The organism is Nakamurella flava, assembly GCF_005298075.1.
Taxonomy (GTDB): domain Bacteria; phylum Actinomycetota; class Actinomycetes; order Mycobacteriales; family Nakamurellaceae; genus Nakamurella; species Nakamurella flava.
This window is the reverse complement of the sequence record NZ_SZZH01000001.1, coordinates 2,062,311-2,080,658: the sequence shown is the minus strand read 5'-3', so window position 1 is coordinate 2,080,658 and position 18,348 is coordinate 2,062,311. Positions and strand designations below refer to the sequence as shown.

Genomic DNA, 18,348 nt, shown 5'->3' with positions numbered 1-18,348 from the left:
GTAGTCGGGGGGCCGTCGACGGTCCGGGGAAACCGGTGGCGCCGCCGCGTCGTCCACCCGACCGGGCGTGCTCCGCCGCCAGGATTCGAACCTGAACCATTGGAACCAAAATCCAAGGTGCTGCCGTTACACCACGGCGGAATGCCCGCTGCATTGTTCCATGCTGGCCGCGCTTCTCCCCACCTCCCGCGCGGCCCCGCCCGGCGTAGTCTGGTTCCCGGCACCCCCCGTTCTCCGGACGGGGGGTTTTGGGTGTGCCCGGGCCCGGTCGGCGGTTCTTCTCCGCTCGGCGGTGATGGGCGCCCCGGGACGACGGACGTGGGAGAAGACGATGGGCAAGACGGCACAGGTCACGGCACACGGCGCCCTGCACGGGTTGGTGTCGGCGGTGGCGCAGGACGCCTTCTTCGCCGGCATCGGCGCGGCTGCCGGATCGATCACGCACCGCATCGTGGCCCCGCCCGCCGTCCGGCCGTTCGTGGCCGCTCTGCTGGCCGAGGGCGTCGGATCCAGGGTGGGGACCGGGGTGCCGGTGCTGCTGGTGACCGCGACGGGTCGGGAGGCGGAGGTCGCGGCGGCTGCCGTCGGCGACCTGATCGGTGACCACCGGGTGGCCCTCTTCCCGTCCTGGGAGACGCTGCCGCACGAACGGTTGTCCCCGCGGGCGGACACGGTCGGTCGGCGTCTGTCGACCCTGCGCCGCCTGGCCCACCCAGACGACGAGCCGGCCGGCTACCCGTCCGTGGTGGTGGCCACCGTGCGGTCGATGATCCAGCCGATGGCTCCAGGGCTGGGGGACATGGCCCCGGTGCGACTGCGGGTCGGCGACGAGCGCGACCTCACCGAGCTCACCGAGCAGCTCGTCGCACTGGCCTACAACCGGGTCGAGCTGGTCGAGAAGCGCGGCGAGATCGCGGTCCGCGGCGGCATTCTCGACATCTTCCCGCCGACCGCCGACCACCCGTCGCGGATCGAGTTCTGGGGCGACGAGATCAGCGACATCCGCATGTTCGGTGTCCTGGACCAGCGCTCGCTGTCCGGGGACGACGCCGCCGTCGGCGAGCTGATCGCCCCGCCGTGCCGGGAAATCCTGCTGACCGACGAGGTCCGCGACCGGGCGAAGTCCCTCTCGGCGAACGCCACGGGTGACCCGACGCTGGCCCAGATGCTCGACAACCTGGCCAACGGCATCACCGTCGAGGGCATGGAGTCGCTGATTCCCGTGCTCGTCGGTTCCGGCAGTGAGGCCGACGGCGGGCTCGAGCTGCTGCCCCAGCTGGTGCGGGCCGGGACGCACGTCGTGCTCGCCGACCCCGAGCGGATCCGCACCCGGGCCGACGACCTGGTCCGCACCGGGCAGGAGTTCCTGGCCGCGTCGTGGATGGCTGCGGCGACCGGCGGCAAGGCCCCGATCGACCTGGGCTCGTCGGCCTACTGGACGCTGGCCGAGGTGCTGGACGTCTGCCGGGACGCCGAGCTGCCGATCTGGCGGATCAGCCCCTTCGGCGCCGGGGCCGCCGGCGAGGCCTCCGATCCGGCGGCGGGCACCGACGCCGCGGCGGAGGAGGACGAGCCCGCGGTGGTGGCCGCGCCGCTGTACCGGGGGGAACTGTCCGCGGCCGTCGCCGACGCCCAGGAACGGCGCAGCACGGGCGGGTCGACCGTCCTGGTCGTGGCCGGCTCCGGGACGGCGGCGCGCGCCGCCGAGCGGGTCGCCGAGGCCGACCTCGGCGTCGTCGTCGCCGAACCGCTCACCGAGGCCCCGAACCGGGACGTCGTCACCGTCACCTGTGGTCGGCTGGACCATGGCTTCGTGTTGCGCGACAGCGGCCTGGCGATCGTGACCGAGGCCGACCTGACCGGCACCCGAGGGGCCGGCGGTGAGGTCGCCGGGACGCGGATGCCGGCCCGCCGCCGCAACGCGGTCGATCCGCTGGCCCTCAAGCCGGGGGACCACGTCGTGCACGCCCAGCACGGCATCGGCAAGTACATCGACATGGTCCAGCGGACCTCCGGTGGCGCGGTCCGCGAGTACCTGGTGGTCGAGTACGCGCCGTCCAAGCGGGGCCAGCCGGGCGACCGGTTGTTCGTTCCGACCGACGCGCTGGACCTGCTGTCCCGGTACGTCGGCGGGGAGATCCCCATCCTCAACAAGCTCGGTGGGTCCGACTGGGCCAAGACCAAGGGCCGGGCCCGCAAGGCCGTGCGGGAGATCGCCGCGAAGCTAGTACAGCTGTACGCGGCCCGCGCGTCGGCGCCCGGGCACGCCTTCGCCGCCGACACCCCGTGGCAGCGGGAGCTGGAGGACGCGTTCCCGTACACCGAGACCCCCGACCAGATGGCGGCCATCGACGAGGTCAAGCTCGACATGGAACGTCCGGTCCCGATGGACCGGGTCATCTCCGGCGACGTCGGCTACGGCAAGACCGAGATCGCCGTGCGGGCGGCCTTCAAAGCGGTCCAGGACGGCAAGCAGGTCGCCATCCTCGTACCGACGACACTGCTTGCCCAGCAACATCTTTCGACCTTCAGTGGGCGGATGGCCGCCTTCCCGGTCAAGGTGCGCGGGCTGTCCCGGTTCACCGACGCCAGCGAGGCGTCCGAGACCGTGAAGGGGCTGGCGGACGGCACCGTCGACATCGTCATCGGCACCCACCGGCTGCTGCAGCCCAGCATCCGCTGGAAGGACCTGGGCCTGGTCATCGTCGACGAGGAGCAGCGGTTCGGCGTCGAGCACAAGGAACACATCACGGCGATGCGGGCGCACGTCGACATGCTCACCATGTCGGCCACCCCGATCCCGCGGACCCTGGAGATGAGCCTGGCCGGTATCCGCGAGATGTCCACCATCGCAACGCCTCCCGAGGAGCGGCACCCGATCCTGACGTACGTCGGCGCCTACGACGACCGGCTCGTCGCCGCCGCGGTGCGGCGTGAGCTGCTGCGCGACGGACAGGTGTTCTTCGTCCACAACCGGGTCTCGGACATCGAGGCCGTCGCCAAGCGGCTGCGCGAGGCGGTCCCCGAGGCGCGGATCGCCATCGCCCACGGGCAGATGAACGAGGACATGCTGGAGAAGGTCATCGACGGGTTCTGGGCCCGCGACTACGACGTGCTGGTGTGCACCACGATCGTCGAGACCGGCCTCGACATCTCCAACGCCAACACGTTGATCGTCGATCACGCCGAGATCCTCGGGCTGTCCCAGATGCACCAGTTGCGGGGGCGGGTCGGACGTGGCCGCGAACGCGGCTACGCGTACTTCCTCTACCCGGCAGAGAAGCCGCTGACCGAGACCGCCCACGATCGGCTGGCCACCATCGCGCAGAACTCGGACCTGGGCGCCGGCATGGCCGTGGCCATGAAGGACCTCGAGATCCGCGGCGCCGGTTCAATTCTCGGCGCCGAGCAGAGCGGGCACATCGCCGGCGTCGGCTTCGACCTGTACGTGCGACTGGTCGGCGAGGCGGTCACCGCGTTCAAGAAGGCGGCCGGGGCCAAGGGGTCCGCGGACGGGTCCGAGCCGGTCGAGGAACCGGCGGAGGTCCGGGTCGAGCTGCCCATCGACGCGACCCTGCCGCAGGAGTACATCCCCGTCGAACGCCTGCGGCTCGATGCCTACCGCCGGATCGCCGGCGCGTTCACCCCGCAGGACATCGACGCCGTCCGCGAGGAACTCACCGACCGGTACGGCGCACCCGGCGAACTCGTCGAGAACCTCCTCGCGGTCGCCGCGTTCCGACAGCGGGCCCGCGCCGCCGGGGTCACCGAGATCGCGCAGGGACCGCAGGGCATCCGCATCACGCCCGTCGAACTGCCCGAGTCCGGGCAGATGCGACTGGCCCGGCTCTACCCGGGCTCGAAGTACCGGGCCCTGACCTCCACGCTGACACTCAAGCCGCCGACCGTGGGCGATCGCCTCGGGGCGCCGGCCATGCGGGACCGGGAGCTCCTGGCCTGGCTGGAGCGGGTGCTGGACGATCTGGTGCCGGTGCGGGTGGGCTGATGCGAAACGGTGGGTTGGGCGGGGCCCCTACCGCACGCGACGCGATGTGGCTACGGGTTCCGGAATGCGAACCGCCCCCGAACTTTGGGGTACACCGGCATTCTTGCCCAAATCGCGGTGCTGAGGTCAACTGGGGTATGCCAGTCGAACCCGCCTGTGAGCAGCCCGGCCCGCCGAGCTTCGAGCAGCGCCTGCACCAGGCGGCGACCCAGCTGCTGCTCGGTCCACTCGCCGGGGTCGAGACCCCCACCGGTGATGCCCGGGCCTGCGTCGGCGAGCAGGACGCCGTCGACGCCGTGGTCCTGTTGCTGGGTATGGTCCACGAACACCGGCAACGCGGTCAGTTGCCGTTCGAGGTGGCGGTCCGCATGACCACCCTGCTCATGGTGGTGCGTGATCGGATCCGTCCGCTCCCGCCGCTCGCCGGCACGCCGGAGGCCGAGTTGCTGGAGGCCGACCTCTACGAGGCGGTCCAGGCCCTCCGGCACGCGATGCGTCGCCCGACGGCCTGATCAGCCGGTCACCCCGCTGGTGGTGACCAGATTGCGCCACGGGCCGACGGGAACATCCGCGTCGTCGACGAAACGCCAATCGACGCGGTCGTTCTCACCGTTCAGGTCGGTGAATCCCAGGCAGCCGTTGACGGCGGGGCTGACGTCCATGCCGGCGCCGTTGAACTCCTGGTTGAGCGGCCGGCGATCATCGCTGCCGAAGACGTAGTCGGCGTCGTCGTACTGTCCGGGCCCGGCGTCCTGGATCTGGGCGTAACAGCTGCGGTCACCCCGGCGGATCTGCACCCACCGGTTCTTCATCAGCGAGACGTCCCCGGCCGCGAGCAGGTCCCGGTACGGCGGGTCGTGCGCCCAGGGGATGACGGCGCCGCGCCGGGCGAATGCGGCCGCATCGTTGACGTCGTCGAACGGCAGGTCCAGGTAGAACGGGTTCTCCAGCGGAGTCATGGCGGTCGGGAACCAGTCGTTGTCGGCCGAGCGCGGTTCGGTCCCGCACACGCCGTCCACCACGACGCCGTCGCACCCGCCGTAGTGCACCATCCAGGCGGCGTCGTACGTCGAGTAGACCTGACTGCCGTCCTCGGCAGTCGGATCGAACACCTCACCCACCCAGAATGTGGTGGCGACGATGTCGGTGTGCCAGGGGTAGTTGCGGCCGACGGGGGTGGTCGGCGCGTCGGAGCCAGGGGCGGCCGTGGCCGGTCCCGCGCAGGCCACGACGAGTCCCGTCAGCGCGACCACGCCGAGCGGCAGCGCCGGTCGGCGCCGGGTCACGGACCCGGGTCCCAGATCGACGGGTCCTCGGCGCCGAGTCGCCACAGCTCGATGCCCTGTAGGCCGTAGCGCCGCGCGAGATCGAACTTGGCGTTCACGCTCCTCCCGTTCTCGTACCAGACCTCGTGGGTCACCCCGTCGACGGTGTAGGAGAAGTGGGGGGACTGGGCCCCGACATCCCACTGCTCGTCCACCTGGTGCTGAGCGGCCAGTGCGACCACCTGACGCCAGGTCACGTTGTCCGCGGTGGTACCGACCCAGTCGTAGCCGAACAGGCCGACGCCGAGAACGAGCTTCTCCGGCGGGATCTGGGTGACGGAGTAGCGCAGCACCCGGTCGACCCAGTCGTAGGGGGCGATCGGTCCGCTGGGGCCCGTGCTCCAGTGCCAGTCGTAGGCCATCAGACAGACCAGGTCGGCGGCCTGACCGATCGCGGCGTAGTCCTGCGCCCGGTTGCGCTCGTCGTACCCGGCGTCGTCCTCCTTGACGTGCACGGTGACGTAGAGGATCTTGCCCTGTGCGCGCAGGGCCGGTCCGAGCGCGGACAGGAAGGCGGAGAACGGATCCCGGTCGGTGGCCGGCAGGTCCTCGTAGTCGATCTGGATCCCCTCGAACCCCTCGTCCTGCACCAGGGCGACGATCGCGGTGACGTGGGCGTCCCGCAGCTGCGGGTCCCCGAGGACCCTGGACACCGTCGCGGTGTCCCAGAGGCCCTGGCTGGTGTTGGCGATCGTCGGGACGACGCGGAGGCCCTGCTGCCGCCAGCGGTCGTGCAGCGCGCGTTCGCCGTCTGCGCTGAGCCCGGGTTGCAGCTCGACGCCGCCGTCGGCGGTGACCGCATACGACCAGGGCGAGGTGGTGGTCATCGCGGAGGCCCTCGCCTCGGTGGTGAGCCTGGCCTCAGCCTCGTCCCAGTACGGCACGGCGCCGATGACGACCGGGAGCGAATGGCCCAGCGGCGCGGGCGTCGGCGTCGCGACCCGCCACCACAGGGCACCGAGGCCGGCGGTCAACAACAGCACCAGGGTCACCAGGATCACCAGCAGAACGCGGTAGCCGCGGGGCAGCCGGACCGACGCGGGTCGATCGTCGAAGTACCAGGAATCCAGTTCGTCGACGTCGGGGAGCGCGGACGTCGACGACGGACCGGACGGGAGCCCGTCGGATTCCGACCGTCTCACCTCGCGGGCGACGGGGCCGGCAGCCCGGACGCCCCGATCTGGGTGGCCATCCGGCTGGCCCGGTCCTGGGCAACGGCCCGGATGATCTCGTCGAGCGTGGTGGTCGGGGCAAACCCGACGAGCTCACGGGACAGGGTGTTGTCCGGTACCCGACGGCGCATGTCCTCGTAGCCGGGTCCGTAGGCCCGCTCGTAGGGCACCAGTTCGATACGACTGGGGCTGTCGAGCAGTTGGACGATCCGTTCGGCCAGGTCGAGGATCGACACCTCGAACGAGCCGCCCAGGTTGAATGCCCGCCCGACGCTCCTGGGCTCCTCCTGCAGCCGGACCATCGCGGGGACGATGTCGTGCACATAGGAGAAGCAGCGGGTCTGGCGGCCGTCGCCGTAGACGGTCAGCGGTTCGCCGCGCAGGGCCTGCCCGACCAGGTTCGGCACGACCATCCCGTACCGGCCGGTCTGTCGGGGACCGACCGTGTTGAACAGGCGGACGATCGTCACGGGCAGGTCGAACTGCTGCCAGTAGGCGTGGGCGAACGCCTCGTCGATGCCCTTGGCCGCCGCGTACGTCCAGCGCGACTTCAACGGTGACCCGAGGATGCGATCGGCGTCCTCGGAGAGCGCATCCGCGGTGTTCTTGCCGTAGATCTCGCTGGTCGAGGCGAGCAGGAGGGCGACCGAGTGACGGCGACAGGCCTCGAGGACCGACTCGGTGCCGTGGATGTTGGTGCGCAGGCTTTCCAGCGGATGGTCGACGATGATCCGCACGCCGACCGCGGCGGCGAGGTGGAACACGCGATCGGCGCCGTCGACGACCCGGTCGACCAGAGCGGTGTCGCGGATGTCGCCCTCGACGAAGATGAAGTGGGGGTGCCGGACGGCGCGGTTCAGGTTCTCCAGGCGGCCGGTCGACAGATCGTCGAGCGCGACCACCTCGTCGCCCTGTTCGAGCAGTAGTTCGGTCAGGTGGCTGCCGATGAAGCCGGCGCCGCCGGTGACGATGCTTCGCATGGTGCTTCCTCAACGCTGGGGGGATTCGGGATCGATGCCTACTGGTCGGCGGAGGTCTGGTGTGTCGCGGGCGGACGTCGCCGCCCTGGGTGGTTGGAGCTGATCGAGGGCCCCAGTGCGCGGCGAGAGGTCGCGCACCGGGACCGGGCCGGTTCGATCAGCCGCGCGTCAGCTCGGGGCTGACGACGAACGGAGCCAGGACCACGGCCCCCGGTGCGATGCCGCGCTCGGGACGGCCGTCGCCACGTCCGACCCGGGGCAGAGCCGGTCCGGGCATCGGCGAACTCTTGCGGATGACGTCGCCGCGCTTCTTCGGCGGGCCGCCGGCCGCGGCGGAGCCGGCCGGGGGCGGGGCGGCGTCGACGAACGCCGCGGGCTGCGTCGACGAGGCCGAGCGCAGAGCCGACGGTGCCGCAGCGGCGACGGCCCGCACCATCGACAGGTCGTCGGTGGTGACGGTGCCGTTGCTGAAGATGTTGAGTCCGAAGCTGACCGCGGTTGCGCCGGCCGGCACGACCGGGGTGGTCCAGGTGGCCTGGGTCCAGGTCGACGCGGCGGCGAACCACGGACTGGAGGTCCAGTAGTTCCACAGCCCGTTGGCGGTTCGGTAGTAGACGGCGAACTGGGTGACCCCGGTCGACTTGTACCACTCGCCCAGGGTGTAGGTCTGGCCGGCGGTGACCGTCGGGGAACACTGCCCGAGATCGAGCGTGGGCAGGATCTTCGCGTCGCCGGACTGGTAGCCGCTGACCGTGGTGGTGACCGCGCTGGACCCGGTGTGCGCGTCGGTGGTGACGGCGAAGGACGCGGTGTTCGTGCCCCAGCCGCCGGCCATGAAGCACTGCGGGAGACCGGTTGCGGTGTCGAAGGTCTCCATTGACGCATTGCCGATCATGTTGGTGCCGGCCGGCGCCTCGGGCGCCACCGGTCCGGCGATCGCCGCCTTGGTCGTGCCGCCGATCACCGCCCCGACCGTCTTGACCTTCGTCGTGGTCGGCCGGGCGGCCAGCCAGTCGACGAACTGGTCGAAGATCGTGCTGGTGACCGAGGGGGCCGGGCACGGGGCGCCGGCGGCGCAGATGTGGTGGAAGGTCAGTTGGACCCAGGGGCCGTTGTTGCGGGCCTCGGCCTGGGTGACGCTCTTCTGCAGATCGGCCAGCGTCCAGGTGCTCTCGACCTGGTCGGGTGCCCGGGTGTACCACTTGTAGGCTGGCGGGACGGTTTCGCCGACCGTGCAGGTCCCACAACTGAACCGCGTCCTGACGTCTCCCAGGCCGCGGGCGCTGTTGTCGCCGCAGGTGTTGACCGCGTTCTCGACGGCCGTGGTGGAGGAGGCGAAGGGGTAGGCGAAGTTGGCCACCGGGATCCCCCAGTTCGCCCAGTTGACCCGGTCGTTGCAGATCTGCCGCTTGGCCTCGTCCAGCGAGATCGCGGCCAGGTCCGGGTGGGAGATGGTGTGGCTGGCGATCTCGTGTCCGTCCGCCTTCATGGAACGGACCTGGTCGAGGGTGAGGTACCCGGCGGCGTTGATGAAACCGGAGTTCATGAAGAACGTGCCGGCCATGTTCTTGGACTTCAGCTTGGCGGCCGCCGCGAATTGATCGGCGTTGGCGTCGTCGAAGGTCAGGGAGACCACGGTTCCGGTGGCGGCACCGGCCGCCGGTGCGGCCACCACCCCGACCAGCGACCAGCCGACCAGTGCGAGGACGAGCGCGAGTATCGGGGTGACGGTGCGACGGGTCCGGGTGGCTGGTCGCCGGTGGGCACCCGCGGTCACAGGGTCACCGCGTGGGGGACCCCGGTCAGGCCGTAGGTCGCGTCGATCACCAGTGGCTCGTCGGCCAACCAGTGGAGATCCACGCTCCGGTGGCGGGTGTGCACCAGGACCAGGTCGGCCGCGAAGCTGGTCGGGTCGTCGGTACCGATGAGTGCTGTCCCGTTGGGCAGGCTGAGGTTGGCGAACAACGGGTCGTTGTAGGCCACGATCGCCTCCTCGGCCAGCAGCTCGTTCATGATCTCCAACGCGGGGGACTCGCGGAGATCCTGGACGTCGGGCTTGTAGGCCACCCCGACGACGAGGATCCGGGTGCCGCGCAGGCCGCGTCCGTTGTCCGAGAGCGTCGCGCGAATCCGCTCGACGACCCGCCGGGGACGGCCGGCGATGCCCATCATGGCGTTCTCGATGACCGGGGAGGTCATCCGCTCGCGGCGCAGCTGCCACAGCAGGTAGTGGGGATCGCAGGGGATGCAGTGGCCGCCGACGCCCGGCCCCGGGAAGAAGGGCATGAAACCGTACGGCTTGGTCGCGGCCGCCCGGATGACGTCCATGACCGGTATGTCCATCGCCGCACAGATTTCCGCGAACTCGTTGGCCAGCGCGATGTTGACGGCGCGGAAGGTGTTCTCGAGGAGTTTGGTCATTTCGGCCGCCTCGGGGGACGGCACCACGTGGACGCTGCGGGCGTACCCGTGCAGGACGGCGGCGGCCCGATCCGCGCAGGCCGGCGTGACGCCGCCGAGCACCCGGGGGACGTCCTCGTGGCTGTGGCGGTCGTTGCCGGGGTCGATGCGTTCCGGGCTGAAGGCGACGAACAGGTCGGTGCCGGCCACCAGTCCCCGGGCGGTCAGCGGCTCGACCAGCAGTTCCCTGGTGGTCCCGACGTAGGTCGTCGAGGTCAGGATGATGACCTGGCCCGGAGTCGCTGCGGCGACGACGGTCTCGCACGCCGAACGCAGGATCTGCAGGTCGGGGAGGAGATAGGCGTCCACCGGCGTCGGCACGCAGATGATGACCGCGGCGGCCGTGGAAAGCTCCCGGGGGTCGCTGGTCATCCGGAAGTCGTCGGCCTGCAGCGCGGTGCCGAGTCGGAGGCGGTCGCTGTCCAGCAGGTCGGCCTCGCCGGAGGCGATGACCGCCAGTCGGCGTTCGCTGACGTCCAGCCCGAGGACCCGTCGTCCGGCGGTGTGGAAGGCCAGGGCGGTCGGGAGGCCGACGTAGCCCAATCCGACGAGCGCGACATCATGGTCGAACGCGGGGTTCTCGTCGCCGGCGGACCCGGTCCCGTAGGCGTCGACGGTCTCGACGGCGGGTAGCGGGGGGAACCCTGAAGCGGTGGAGGAGGTGGGGTGGGTGGCCGCCGTCATGGAGGCACGCTCCTTTGCGCAGAAGGCAGGTCGAGCGCAGGCATCGACCATGGTTGTCCAGGCGGCAGGCCCCCGCCGAGCCGCTGTGTCGGGACGCAGTTGTTCCGCCCCCTGGGAAGGACAGACCGGACAGAAGGGTCAAAGTGCGCCAATCGGCCATTGCGACAACAGTGACTCTAGGATGAGAGCCCTGGTCCGAAAACACACCATTCGGGTGAACGTGAGCCCTGGACGAGTGACATTTACCCAGCCTCAACAACTGACGGTAGCGGGCAACAGGCGTGAACCGGTAGGAAAGGGATGCTTTGCGCGCCTCGACAACGACGACGTCCTCGTCGGACGGGTGATCGCGGGACGCGCCGCGAGGGACTGGGGGCTGGATGTCGGCAACGATGTCGATTCTGCTGCTGACCATCGTCGTGCTGGGTGTGAGCACCCTGTTCTGGACGGTGGTCGGACTCGGTCGTTCGCTGGCCGGTCTACGGCACCGGGAACGTCCGGGTCTGCACACCCGGGATCGGCACACGCACCGGTCGGGGCGCGGTCCTCGGCGGGACGGTGACGGCGTCCCCCGTCCGCGCGAGGTGGCGATCCTGATCGCCGCCCACAACGAGGCCGTTGTCATCGGCGAGACCATCTCCCGCGCAACGGCGCTCGTTCCGGCGGCAAATATCCACGTGGTGTCGGACGGTTCCAGCGACGGCACCGCCGACGTGGTCAGGGCGACCGGTGCGAACGTCCTGGAGCTCAATCCCAACCGGGGGAAGGCGGGGGCACTGGCGGCCGGGATCGAGCATTTCGCGCTGGCCCGGCGGTTCGAGATCGTGCTGCTGCTGGACGCCGACACCCATCTGGCTTCTGACTACCTTCGGACCGGGTTGCCGTTGTTCGCCGAGCCCGATGTGGTCGCGGTGGCGGGCAGGGCCTCCACCATCGACAACCCCGCCCCGCGAACGCGTGTCGGGCGGTTCCTGATCGCCTACCGGGAACGGCTTTACCTGGTCGTCCAACTCCTGCTCAAGTACGGGCAGGCGGCGCGGTGGGCCAACGCCGTCACCATCGTCCCCGGGTTCGCGAGCATGTACCGCACCCGGGTCCTGGGCCAGATCGACGTCGTGGGTGCGGGTCTGGTCATCGAGGACTTCAACATGACCTTCGAGCTGCACGCAAAGCGCCTCGGTCGCATCGAGTTCCATCCGAGTGCTGCGGTCGCGTACACCCAGGATCCGGACAATCTGGGGGACTACGTCAAGCAGGTGCAGCGCTGGATCCTCGGCTTCTGGCAGACGGTCCGCCGACATGGCCTGCAGCGGGGGGTGTTCGGGGTCAACCTGGTGGTCTTCGTCCTCGAGCTGCTCAGCAGTTGCGTCCTTTTGGTGCTGCTTCTCCCCGCCTTCGCGATCACCTGTGCGGGTCTGCTGGTCACGACGATCGACCCGGACCCCTCGGCGGTCTGGGTGACCCTGTCCGGCATCCTCCCGCCGTGGGCGCTGCTCGTCGGCCTGCTGATCCCCGATCTGGCGCTCACGGTGTTCGCGGTGCTCGTCCGGCGCAGCTCGCGGTTCCTGGTCTACGCCTTGGCTTTCCCGCTGATGCGCATCCTGGATGCCGCGTTGTGCCTGCGATCGCTGGCCCGCGCCTTCGGGCGACGTTCTTCGGGCGTCTGGGTCAGCCCGACCCGGCGGCCGGCCGTGGCCGCCCTCGCTCCGTCGACCCGTCCGTCGGACGTCGGCCGGCCGCCGGGATCGGGGCAGCCGCTGCCGTCGACCGCGGTGCACTGACCAGCGGTCCCCGGCTGCCGGTGCATCGTCGGTCAGGTCCGGGGCAGGATCGAGGACCGGTAGGCCGCCGACGGGGGTGCACCGTCGACCTGGCTCGTGGTGACGGTGCGCGTCCACGGCCCGGCCGGCACGTCGGTGTTCTCGACGAACCGCCAGCGCAGGCCCCCGGTCACGCCGTCGAGGTCCATGAAGCCGAGGCAACCGGTGAGGGCGGGGGAGACGTCCATTCCCGCACCCCCGTACCGGGAGTTCTCCGGTCGGGCGTCGCCGGCGCCGAAAACATAGGCGCTGTCGTGGTATTCGCCCGGTCCGGCATCCTGGATCTGACCGAAGCAGGTGCGTCCCTGGTAGTTGATGCGCACCCAGCGGTTCTTGAGGTAGGAGAACCCGCGGTCGGACTGACGGTCGGCGTAGCCGGGATCGGCCGCCCACGGAACGACCTGGGCACGATGCGCGAAGGCCCAGTTGTCGTGCACGTCGTCGAACGGCAGGTCCAGATAGAAGGGGTTCTCCTGGGGCGTCACCAGGGTGCTGGTCGGGAACCAGCCGTTCGCCGCCGAGCGCCGCTCGGTCGCGCAGCGGAAGGCCGGACCGGCGCCGCTCGGCCGGCCGTCACAGCCACCGATGGGTGCTCCGGCGCAGTCGGTGCCAGGCGCCGCGATGGCCGTGCCGGACCGGCCCGACCAGCGTTCGGCCCATCGGTCGTCGTAGCTCGAGCAGACCTGGGAACCGTCTGCGGCGGTTGCGTCGAAGACCTCGCCGACCCAGAAGGTGGTGGCCACGATCCCGGTGTGAACCGGGTACACCCGCTCGACGCCGGCGGCGGCAGCCGGCGGCCGCCCGATAGCGAGCGCGGTCACGGCCAGCAGCAAAGCCGTCGGCCACTGCCGCACGGCGTGTCGCCGGTAGCGTTTCGACGCGCTGCGCATTTCGGCCTCCTGTGGGCCGGGCTGCGCTGTCGAGGGTCGGCCCCACTGCAGGGAGTATCGACACAATCGCGGTGAGCCACCATTACCCGTTGGGCTTGTCTGGGCGGTGCGTGCGCAGTTGGGAGATCAGGTGGTTGACAGCCGGGGACGTCCAGGAACAGGCCGGACCATCGCAACAGGTCGGCGGCACCAGGGCCCACGATGAACAACGGGTTGAGGGCGACCACCCGGCAGGAACGCGTCGCGCGGCTGCCAGTGTTTTGGGTCCGCAAACCGCTGGACCGTTCGGTCAATTCGGTCGCTTGGGCTCGGCTCGAACGCTGACTGGCAGGTGCAGGGTCACCGCGCCCAGGTCATCCCGCTGTTCACGTCCTCGTACGTCGGGAACCCCGGGGTGCGGGGAGCGGTCCAGGTGCGGGTGATCGTCCCGGCTGCGACGTCGATCTTCAATAACTGGACCGGATTGGTCGTATTGGAGTGGAAGGCGCCCAGGTAGGAGACGACCTTGGTGCCGTCCGGTCGGATGTCCTCGCGGTCCGCTGTTTCACCGACGTGACCCGACAGCACGATCTTGATGTTCGAATTGGGTCGGACCAGTTGGTCGAACAGCGTCCGAGGAGTGGTCTGGCCGTAGTCGGCGGCACCGTAGATCGAACCGTCCGGGTTCAGATACGAGTGGGTGACCAGCATGACGTTCGTGTCCGGGTGGCTGCTGACCATTGACGACGCCCAGGCGACTACCTCGGGGCGCGGCCACAGCTCCAGGTTCAGGACCATCCACTTCGTGCCGCCGGCCTCGAAGGTCGACCAGGAGTTGTCGACCTTGCCGGCCTCGAACTCACCCTTCATGGCAGGGAAGCGGGAGACCGGGAAGTACTGGTTGAAGGTCGCGGTGTTGCGCACCGTGATCCGGGGTCGGGTACCCGGGCACGCACTTCCTCCGGCGCAGACCGCAGCGGTGTCGTGGTTGCCGATGGACCCCGACCACGGGATGCCGGCGTCGTCGAGGACCTTCATCGCTGCGCTGCCGCGGGCGTACTGCTCGTGCTCGGTGGTGTCCCAGTTGACGAGGTCGCCGGTGTGGGCGACATAGGCCAATGACAGCGAGGCGCGGTTGTCCACCAGCCACCGCGTGCGCTCGGCGAATCGGTTATCCGCCGCCGACAGCACCTCCTGCTGGGTGTCCGGGATCACCGCGACGGTGAAGGCCGATCCGGAGGACCCCGGTTGGCCTGGGGCCGGTTCGTCGGCGGAGCTGGCGTAGAACGCGATGCCGCGGTCGGTCCAACCGTCGTCAAGCAGAGCGGACCGCACTGCCGAGCTGGCCACCTGACGGAAGTGTGCGCCCTTGCGCACCAGGTAGACCGGGTCGGCGCAGTCGCTGACGGTGGGAGAGGCGTAAAACCGGACGCCCTGGTCGGCGTACCCCTCGGCCTGGGCGGCCGAGATGTCGGACTGCTGGGTCAGGGCGACGAAATCGCGGGTGGCGGCGTTGTACAGGCGTCGGACCGGTACGGATCCCGCGACTGCCGTCGCTGCCGCGTAGAACTCCGGTCCCTCATCGACGGTGTAGCCGTAACGGCTGGATCCGGACGCCTCTCCGGGCGACCGCGTCAGCAGGCTGCTGGTCGTGGTCGGATTGAGCCTCATCAGAATGGCTTGATCGAACCCACTGCACACGTCGGTCGGGGCGGCGGATGCGGGCCCGGCAGTGACCGCACTGGTCAGTCCGGTCAGCAGGACTCCAGCCAGAAGAAGAGCACACCTACGCAAGCCAGACACCTTCAGCTGAGGAGGACGCCGAACAGAAAGCATCCCGGGGAGGTACGGGTCTGATCGAGCGACCGACCGCGCGTGTAACACCGAGGAATCCCCAGTATGGGTGAAGGGTATGAGACAAGAAAGAGGGCGGTGTGAGCCGCCGGATCTACCCGCCTCCGGCCGCACCTCGGAGACGGTCCCCCGGGGACGGCGACTACCGAGACTGTGGCTCGGTGAAGCGGGGGCCGTCACTTTGCCGTCACACGCCTGCAGGAAGATCTGGGCATGACCTCATTTGCACCGTCGGCCGGCGTGCGCAACGGCGGAGCCGAAGAACCGCTGGACGGCCGGGAGCCACCTCGGACCGCTGACAGTTCGACCGACGGCCTGCGGGCCGACGTGCGCCGGGTCGGAGTGCTGCTCGGCGAGACGCTGGTCCGTCAGGAGGGGCAGGGCCTGCTCGATCTGGTCGAGCAGGTCCGGGCGCTGACCAAGCAGGCGTCCGACGCCCCGACCGCGCAGGAGCGGGCCGCCGCGACCCAGGAGGTGCGGGGCATCCTGGCCGGATTGCCGATCCCGGTTGCGGCGGATCTCGTTCGGGCGTTCGCGACCTACTTCCAGTTGGCCAACGACGCCGAGCAGGTTCATCGGGTCCGCGAGTTGCGCCGCCGCCCGGTCGAGGACGGACATCTGGCTTCGGCCGTCGCCGAGGTCGCCGAGGCGCTCGGCCCGGAGGAGTTGGCCGCGTCGATCGCGGCGCTCGCGGTCCAGCCCGTCTTCACCGCGCATCCCACCGAGGCCAGCCGTCGATCCGTCCTCACGAAGTTGCGGGACATCTCCGATGTCCTCGCGGTTCCGGCGGAGTCCGGAACGGTCGCGCGGGCCCGGCAGGACCGGAAGCTGTCGGAGCTGATCGAGCTCATCTGGCAGACCGACGAGCTCCGTCAGGTCCGCCCCACTCCGGTGGACGAGGCCCGGAACGTCCTCTTCTACATCGAAGATCTACTCAGCACGACCATCCCCGAACTGAGTGACGACCTGGCCCGCGAGCTGGAACGGCACGGGGTCACGCTGCCGGCGGACGCCACCCCGCTGGTTCTCGGGAGCTGGATCGGCGGTGACCGGGACGGCAACCCGAACGTCACCGCCGCCATCACCCGCGAGGTGCTGGAGCTCCAGCACCGCACCGCGATCCGGGTCGCCCTCGAGACGGTCGACGACCTCATCATGATGCTGTCCAGCTCGACCGCGATCGCGACGATCTCCGACGAGTTGCGTCAGTCGTTGGCTGTCGATCTCGAGCACCTGTACCGGCTTCCGCCGCGGGTCAAGGAGCTGAACCGGGAGGAGCCGACCCGGCTCAAGTTGACCTGCATCAAGGCCAAACTGATGAACACCCGTGACCGGGTACGCGACGGCCGTCCGCACGAGCCCGGGCGGGACTACGCGACCACCGAGGAACTGCTGGCCGATCTTGCCGTCGTCTCCCGTTCGCTGGAGCAGAACAAGGGGGGGTTGGCGGCGACCGGAGTGCTCGCGACGGCTCGTCGCACCATCGCGGTCAGCCGGCTGAGCGGACCCATGCTCGACATCCGGGAGCACGCCGAGGCACACCATCACGTCGTGGGTCAGCTCATCGATCGGCTGGGGGAGCTCGACGGGCCGTACGACGACTTGTCCCGGCCGGATCGGCAGGCGTTCCTGTCGGCCGAACTGGCCTCCCGTCGGCCGCTGTCCACCCGCCCGGCGCCGCTGGATGCCGCCGCCGCCAAGACGTTCTCGGTCTTCGACGAGATCAAGGCGGCCCAGGCGACCTACGGGCCGGAGGTCATCCAGACCTACATCATCTCGATGACGATGGGTCCCGACGATGTGCTGGCCCCGGCGGTGCTGGCCCGTGAGGCCGGCCTGATCGACCTGCACGGCACCCCGGGTGACCCCGATCACGGTCCCCACGCCGACATCGGGTTCGCGCCGCTCCTGGAGACCGTCGAGGAGTTGCGCCGTTCGGCCGAGGTCGTCGACGAGCTGCTGTCCGACCCGGTCTACCGGGAGATCGTCCGACTGCGGGGTGATCACCAGGAGGTCATGCTCGGCTACTCGGATTCCAACAAGCAGGCCGGCATCACGACCAGCCAGTGGGAGATCCACAAGACCCAGCGTTCGCTCCGGGACGTCGCGGCCAAGCACGGCGTCAGCCTCGAGTTGTTCCACGGCCGGGGCGGGACGGTGGGTCGCGGCGGCGGGCCGACGTACGACGCCATCCTGGCCCAGCCGCACGGCGTGCTGACCGGGGCGATCAAGTTCACCGAGCAGGGCGAGGTGATCAGCGACAAGTACACGCTGCCCGAGCTGGCCAAGGAGAACCTGGAACTCACCCTGGCCGCCACCCTGCGGGCCGCAGCCCTGCATCGGGAGCCGCGCCAGCCGGCCGACCAGTTGGCTGCGTGGGACGCGGTCATGGAGACGGTGAGCGATGGCGCGTTCGGCGCCTACCGCCGTCTGATCGACGACCCGGATCTGCCCGCGTACTTCCTGGCCTCGACGCCGGTCGAGCAGCTCGGATCGCTCAACATCGGGTCCCGGCCGTCGCGCCGCCCCGATTCCGGCGGCGGCATCGGGGGGCTGCGCGCCATCCCGTGGGTGTTCGGGTGGACGCAGTCCCGGCAGATCGTGCCCGGCTGGTTCGGCGTCGGGTCCGGTCTGAGGGCCGCCCGGGAGTCCGGCGCGGGTGCCACCCTGACCGAGATGCACGCCGAGTGGCACTTCTTCCGGACGTTCCTGTCCAACGTCGAGATGACCTTGGCCAAGACCGATATGGAGATCTCGGCGCTGTACGTCGACTCCCTCGTGCCGGAGCACCTGCGGCACCTGTTCGAGGTCGTCCGGGAGGAACACGCGTTGACCGTCAGCGAGTTGTTGCGGGTGACCGGCGAGTCGGACCTGCTCGACGACCAGCCGTCACTCGCCCGGACCCTCGCGGTACGGGAGCCGTACCTGGCGCCCATCTCCTACCTGCAGGTCGACCTACTCCACCGCATCCGGAAGGCCGGCGAAGGACAGGTGGACGCCGACCTGCAGCGGGCGATGCTCCTGACCATCAACGGGGTGGCTGCGGGGATGCGCAACACCGGTTGAGGTCTGACCGACCGTGCTCGGGACCCGCCCGGGAAGCTCGAGCACGGTCGGGTGGTCCGCCGGCGGCACCGCCTTGCGCCGACGACAGCTGGGCTACGCTCGGTAGTCGAAT

The 18,348-nt window shown here is 69.9% G+C and carries 11 protein-coding genes and 1 tRNA gene; 4 read left to right on the top strand and 8 right to left on the bottom strand.

Annotated features, from left to right (window positions below):
* Positions 1-70: 70 nt before the first annotated feature.
* Positions 71-141: transfer RNA gene (locus tag FDO65_RS09290), tRNA-Gln, on the bottom strand.
* Between the two features lie 190 nt (positions 142-331).
* On the opposite strand from FDO65_RS09290, the gene mfd reads away from it, so the two are divergent.
* Together mfd and FDO65_RS09280 are read left to right on the top strand one after the other, a co-directional pair.
* Positions 332-4,006 (top strand): transcription-repair coupling factor, encoded by a 3,675-nt coding sequence (mfd, locus tag FDO65_RS09285; protein ID WP_137449028.1) that lies wholly within the window; start codon positions 332-334, stop codon positions 4,004-4,006.
* Between the two features lie 137 nt (positions 4,007-4,143).
* Positions 4,144-4,518: a hypothetical protein gene (locus tag FDO65_RS09280; RefSeq protein WP_137449027.1), complete on the top strand. Its 375-nt coding sequence runs from the start codon at positions 4,144-4,146 to the stop codon at positions 4,516-4,518.
* Here FDO65_RS09280 and FDO65_RS09275 read toward each other — a convergent pair whose 3' ends face one another.
* The 5 genes from FDO65_RS09275 to FDO65_RS09255 all read right to left on the bottom strand — a co-directional run bounded on the left by FDO65_RS09275 (position 4,519) and on the right by FDO65_RS09255 (position 10,627).
* Complete coding sequence (locus tag FDO65_RS09275; protein ID WP_137449026.1) at positions 4,519-5,292, bottom strand: hypothetical protein; 774 nt, start codon at positions 5,290-5,292, stop codon at positions 4,519-4,521. It abuts the gene before it with no gap.
* Positions 5,289-6,473, bottom strand: coding sequence for a glycosyl hydrolase family 18 protein (locus FDO65_RS09270; RefSeq protein WP_137449025.1), 1,185 nt, complete (start codon positions 6,471-6,473; stop codon positions 5,289-5,291). Before FDO65_RS09270 ends, FDO65_RS09275 begins: the two co-directional genes overlap by 4 nt.
* Positions 6,470-7,483 (bottom strand): dTDP-glucose 4,6-dehydratase, encoded by a 1,014-nt coding sequence (locus FDO65_RS09265; RefSeq protein WP_137449024.1) that lies wholly within the window; start codon positions 7,481-7,483, stop codon positions 6,470-6,472. The genes FDO65_RS09270 and FDO65_RS09265 overlap by 4 nt, the downstream gene beginning before the upstream one ends.
* 157 nt (positions 7,484-7,640) lie before the next feature.
* On the bottom strand, positions 7,641-9,260 hold the full coding sequence (locus FDO65_RS09260) for a polysaccharide deacetylase family protein (protein WP_166442105.1): 1,620 nt from the start codon (positions 9,258-9,260) through the stop codon (positions 7,641-7,643).
* Positions 9,257-10,627 carry a nucleotide sugar dehydrogenase gene (locus FDO65_RS09255; protein WP_137449022.1) on the bottom strand — a complete coding sequence of 457 codons (1,371 nt, stop codon included), beginning with the start codon at positions 10,625-10,627 and terminating at the stop codon, positions 9,257-9,259. The genes FDO65_RS09260 and FDO65_RS09255 overlap by 4 nt, the downstream gene beginning before the upstream one ends.
* Before the next feature lie 392 nt (positions 10,628-11,019).
* On the opposite strand from FDO65_RS09255, the gene FDO65_RS09250 reads away from it, so the two are divergent.
* The gene (locus FDO65_RS09250) at positions 11,020-12,408 is read left to right on the top strand and encodes a glycosyltransferase family 2 protein (protein ID WP_137449021.1); all 1,389 of its coding nucleotides are present in this window, start codon (positions 11,020-11,022) and stop codon (positions 12,406-12,408) included.
* A gap of 32 nt (positions 12,409-12,440) precedes the next feature.
* On the opposite strand, the gene FDO65_RS09245 is transcribed toward FDO65_RS09250, so the two are convergent.
* The gene (locus FDO65_RS09245; RefSeq protein ID WP_137449020.1) at positions 12,441-13,337 is read right to left on the bottom strand and encodes a hypothetical protein; all 897 of its coding nucleotides are present in this window, start codon (positions 13,335-13,337) and stop codon (positions 12,441-12,443) included.
* Between the two features lie 339 nt (positions 13,338-13,676).
* A complete protein-coding gene (locus FDO65_RS09240; RefSeq protein WP_166442104.1) occupies positions 13,677-14,987 on the bottom strand; it encodes a metallophosphoesterase in 1,311 nt (436 codons plus the stop codon).
* 396 nt (positions 14,988-15,383) lie between these two features.
* Here FDO65_RS09240 and ppc point away from each other — a divergent pair, with 396 nt between their 5' ends.
* A complete protein-coding gene (gene ppc, locus FDO65_RS09235) occupies positions 15,384-18,236 on the top strand; it encodes a phosphoenolpyruvate carboxylase (RefSeq protein ID WP_137449018.1) in 2,853 nt (950 codons plus the stop codon).
* Positions 18,237-18,348 lie beyond the last annotated feature (112 nt).

Bases quoted from the DNA above. Each gene is read 5' to 3' on its own strand.
- FDO65_RS09245 (WP_137449020.1), bottom strand. From the start codon at position 13,337: ATGCGCAGCGCGTCGAAACGCTACCGGCGACACGCCGTGCGGCAGTGG.
- FDO65_RS09280 (WP_137449027.1), top strand. From the start codon at position 4,144: ATGCCAGTCGAACCCGCCTGTGAGCAGCCCGGCCCGCCGAGCTTCGAG.
- mfd (WP_137449028.1), top strand. From the start codon at position 332: ATGGGCAAGACGGCACAGGTCACGGCACACGGCGCCCTGCACGGGTTG.
- FDO65_RS09255 (WP_137449022.1), bottom strand. From the start codon at position 10,627: ATGACGGCGGCCACCCACCCCACCTCCTCCACCGCTTCAGGGTTCCCC.
- FDO65_RS09265 (WP_137449024.1), bottom strand. From the start codon at position 7,483: ATGCGAAGCATCGTCACCGGCGGCGCCGGCTTCATCGGCAGCCACCTG.
- FDO65_RS09250 (WP_137449021.1), top strand. From the start codon at position 11,020: ATGTCGATTCTGCTGCTGACCATCGTCGTGCTGGGTGTGAGCACCCTG.
- FDO65_RS09240 (WP_166442104.1), bottom strand. From the start codon at position 14,987: ATGAGGCTCAATCCGACCACGACCAGCAGCCTGCTGACGCGGTCGCCC.
- ppc (WP_137449018.1), top strand. From the start codon at position 15,384: ATGACCTCATTTGCACCGTCGGCCGGCGTGCGCAACGGCGGAGCCGAA.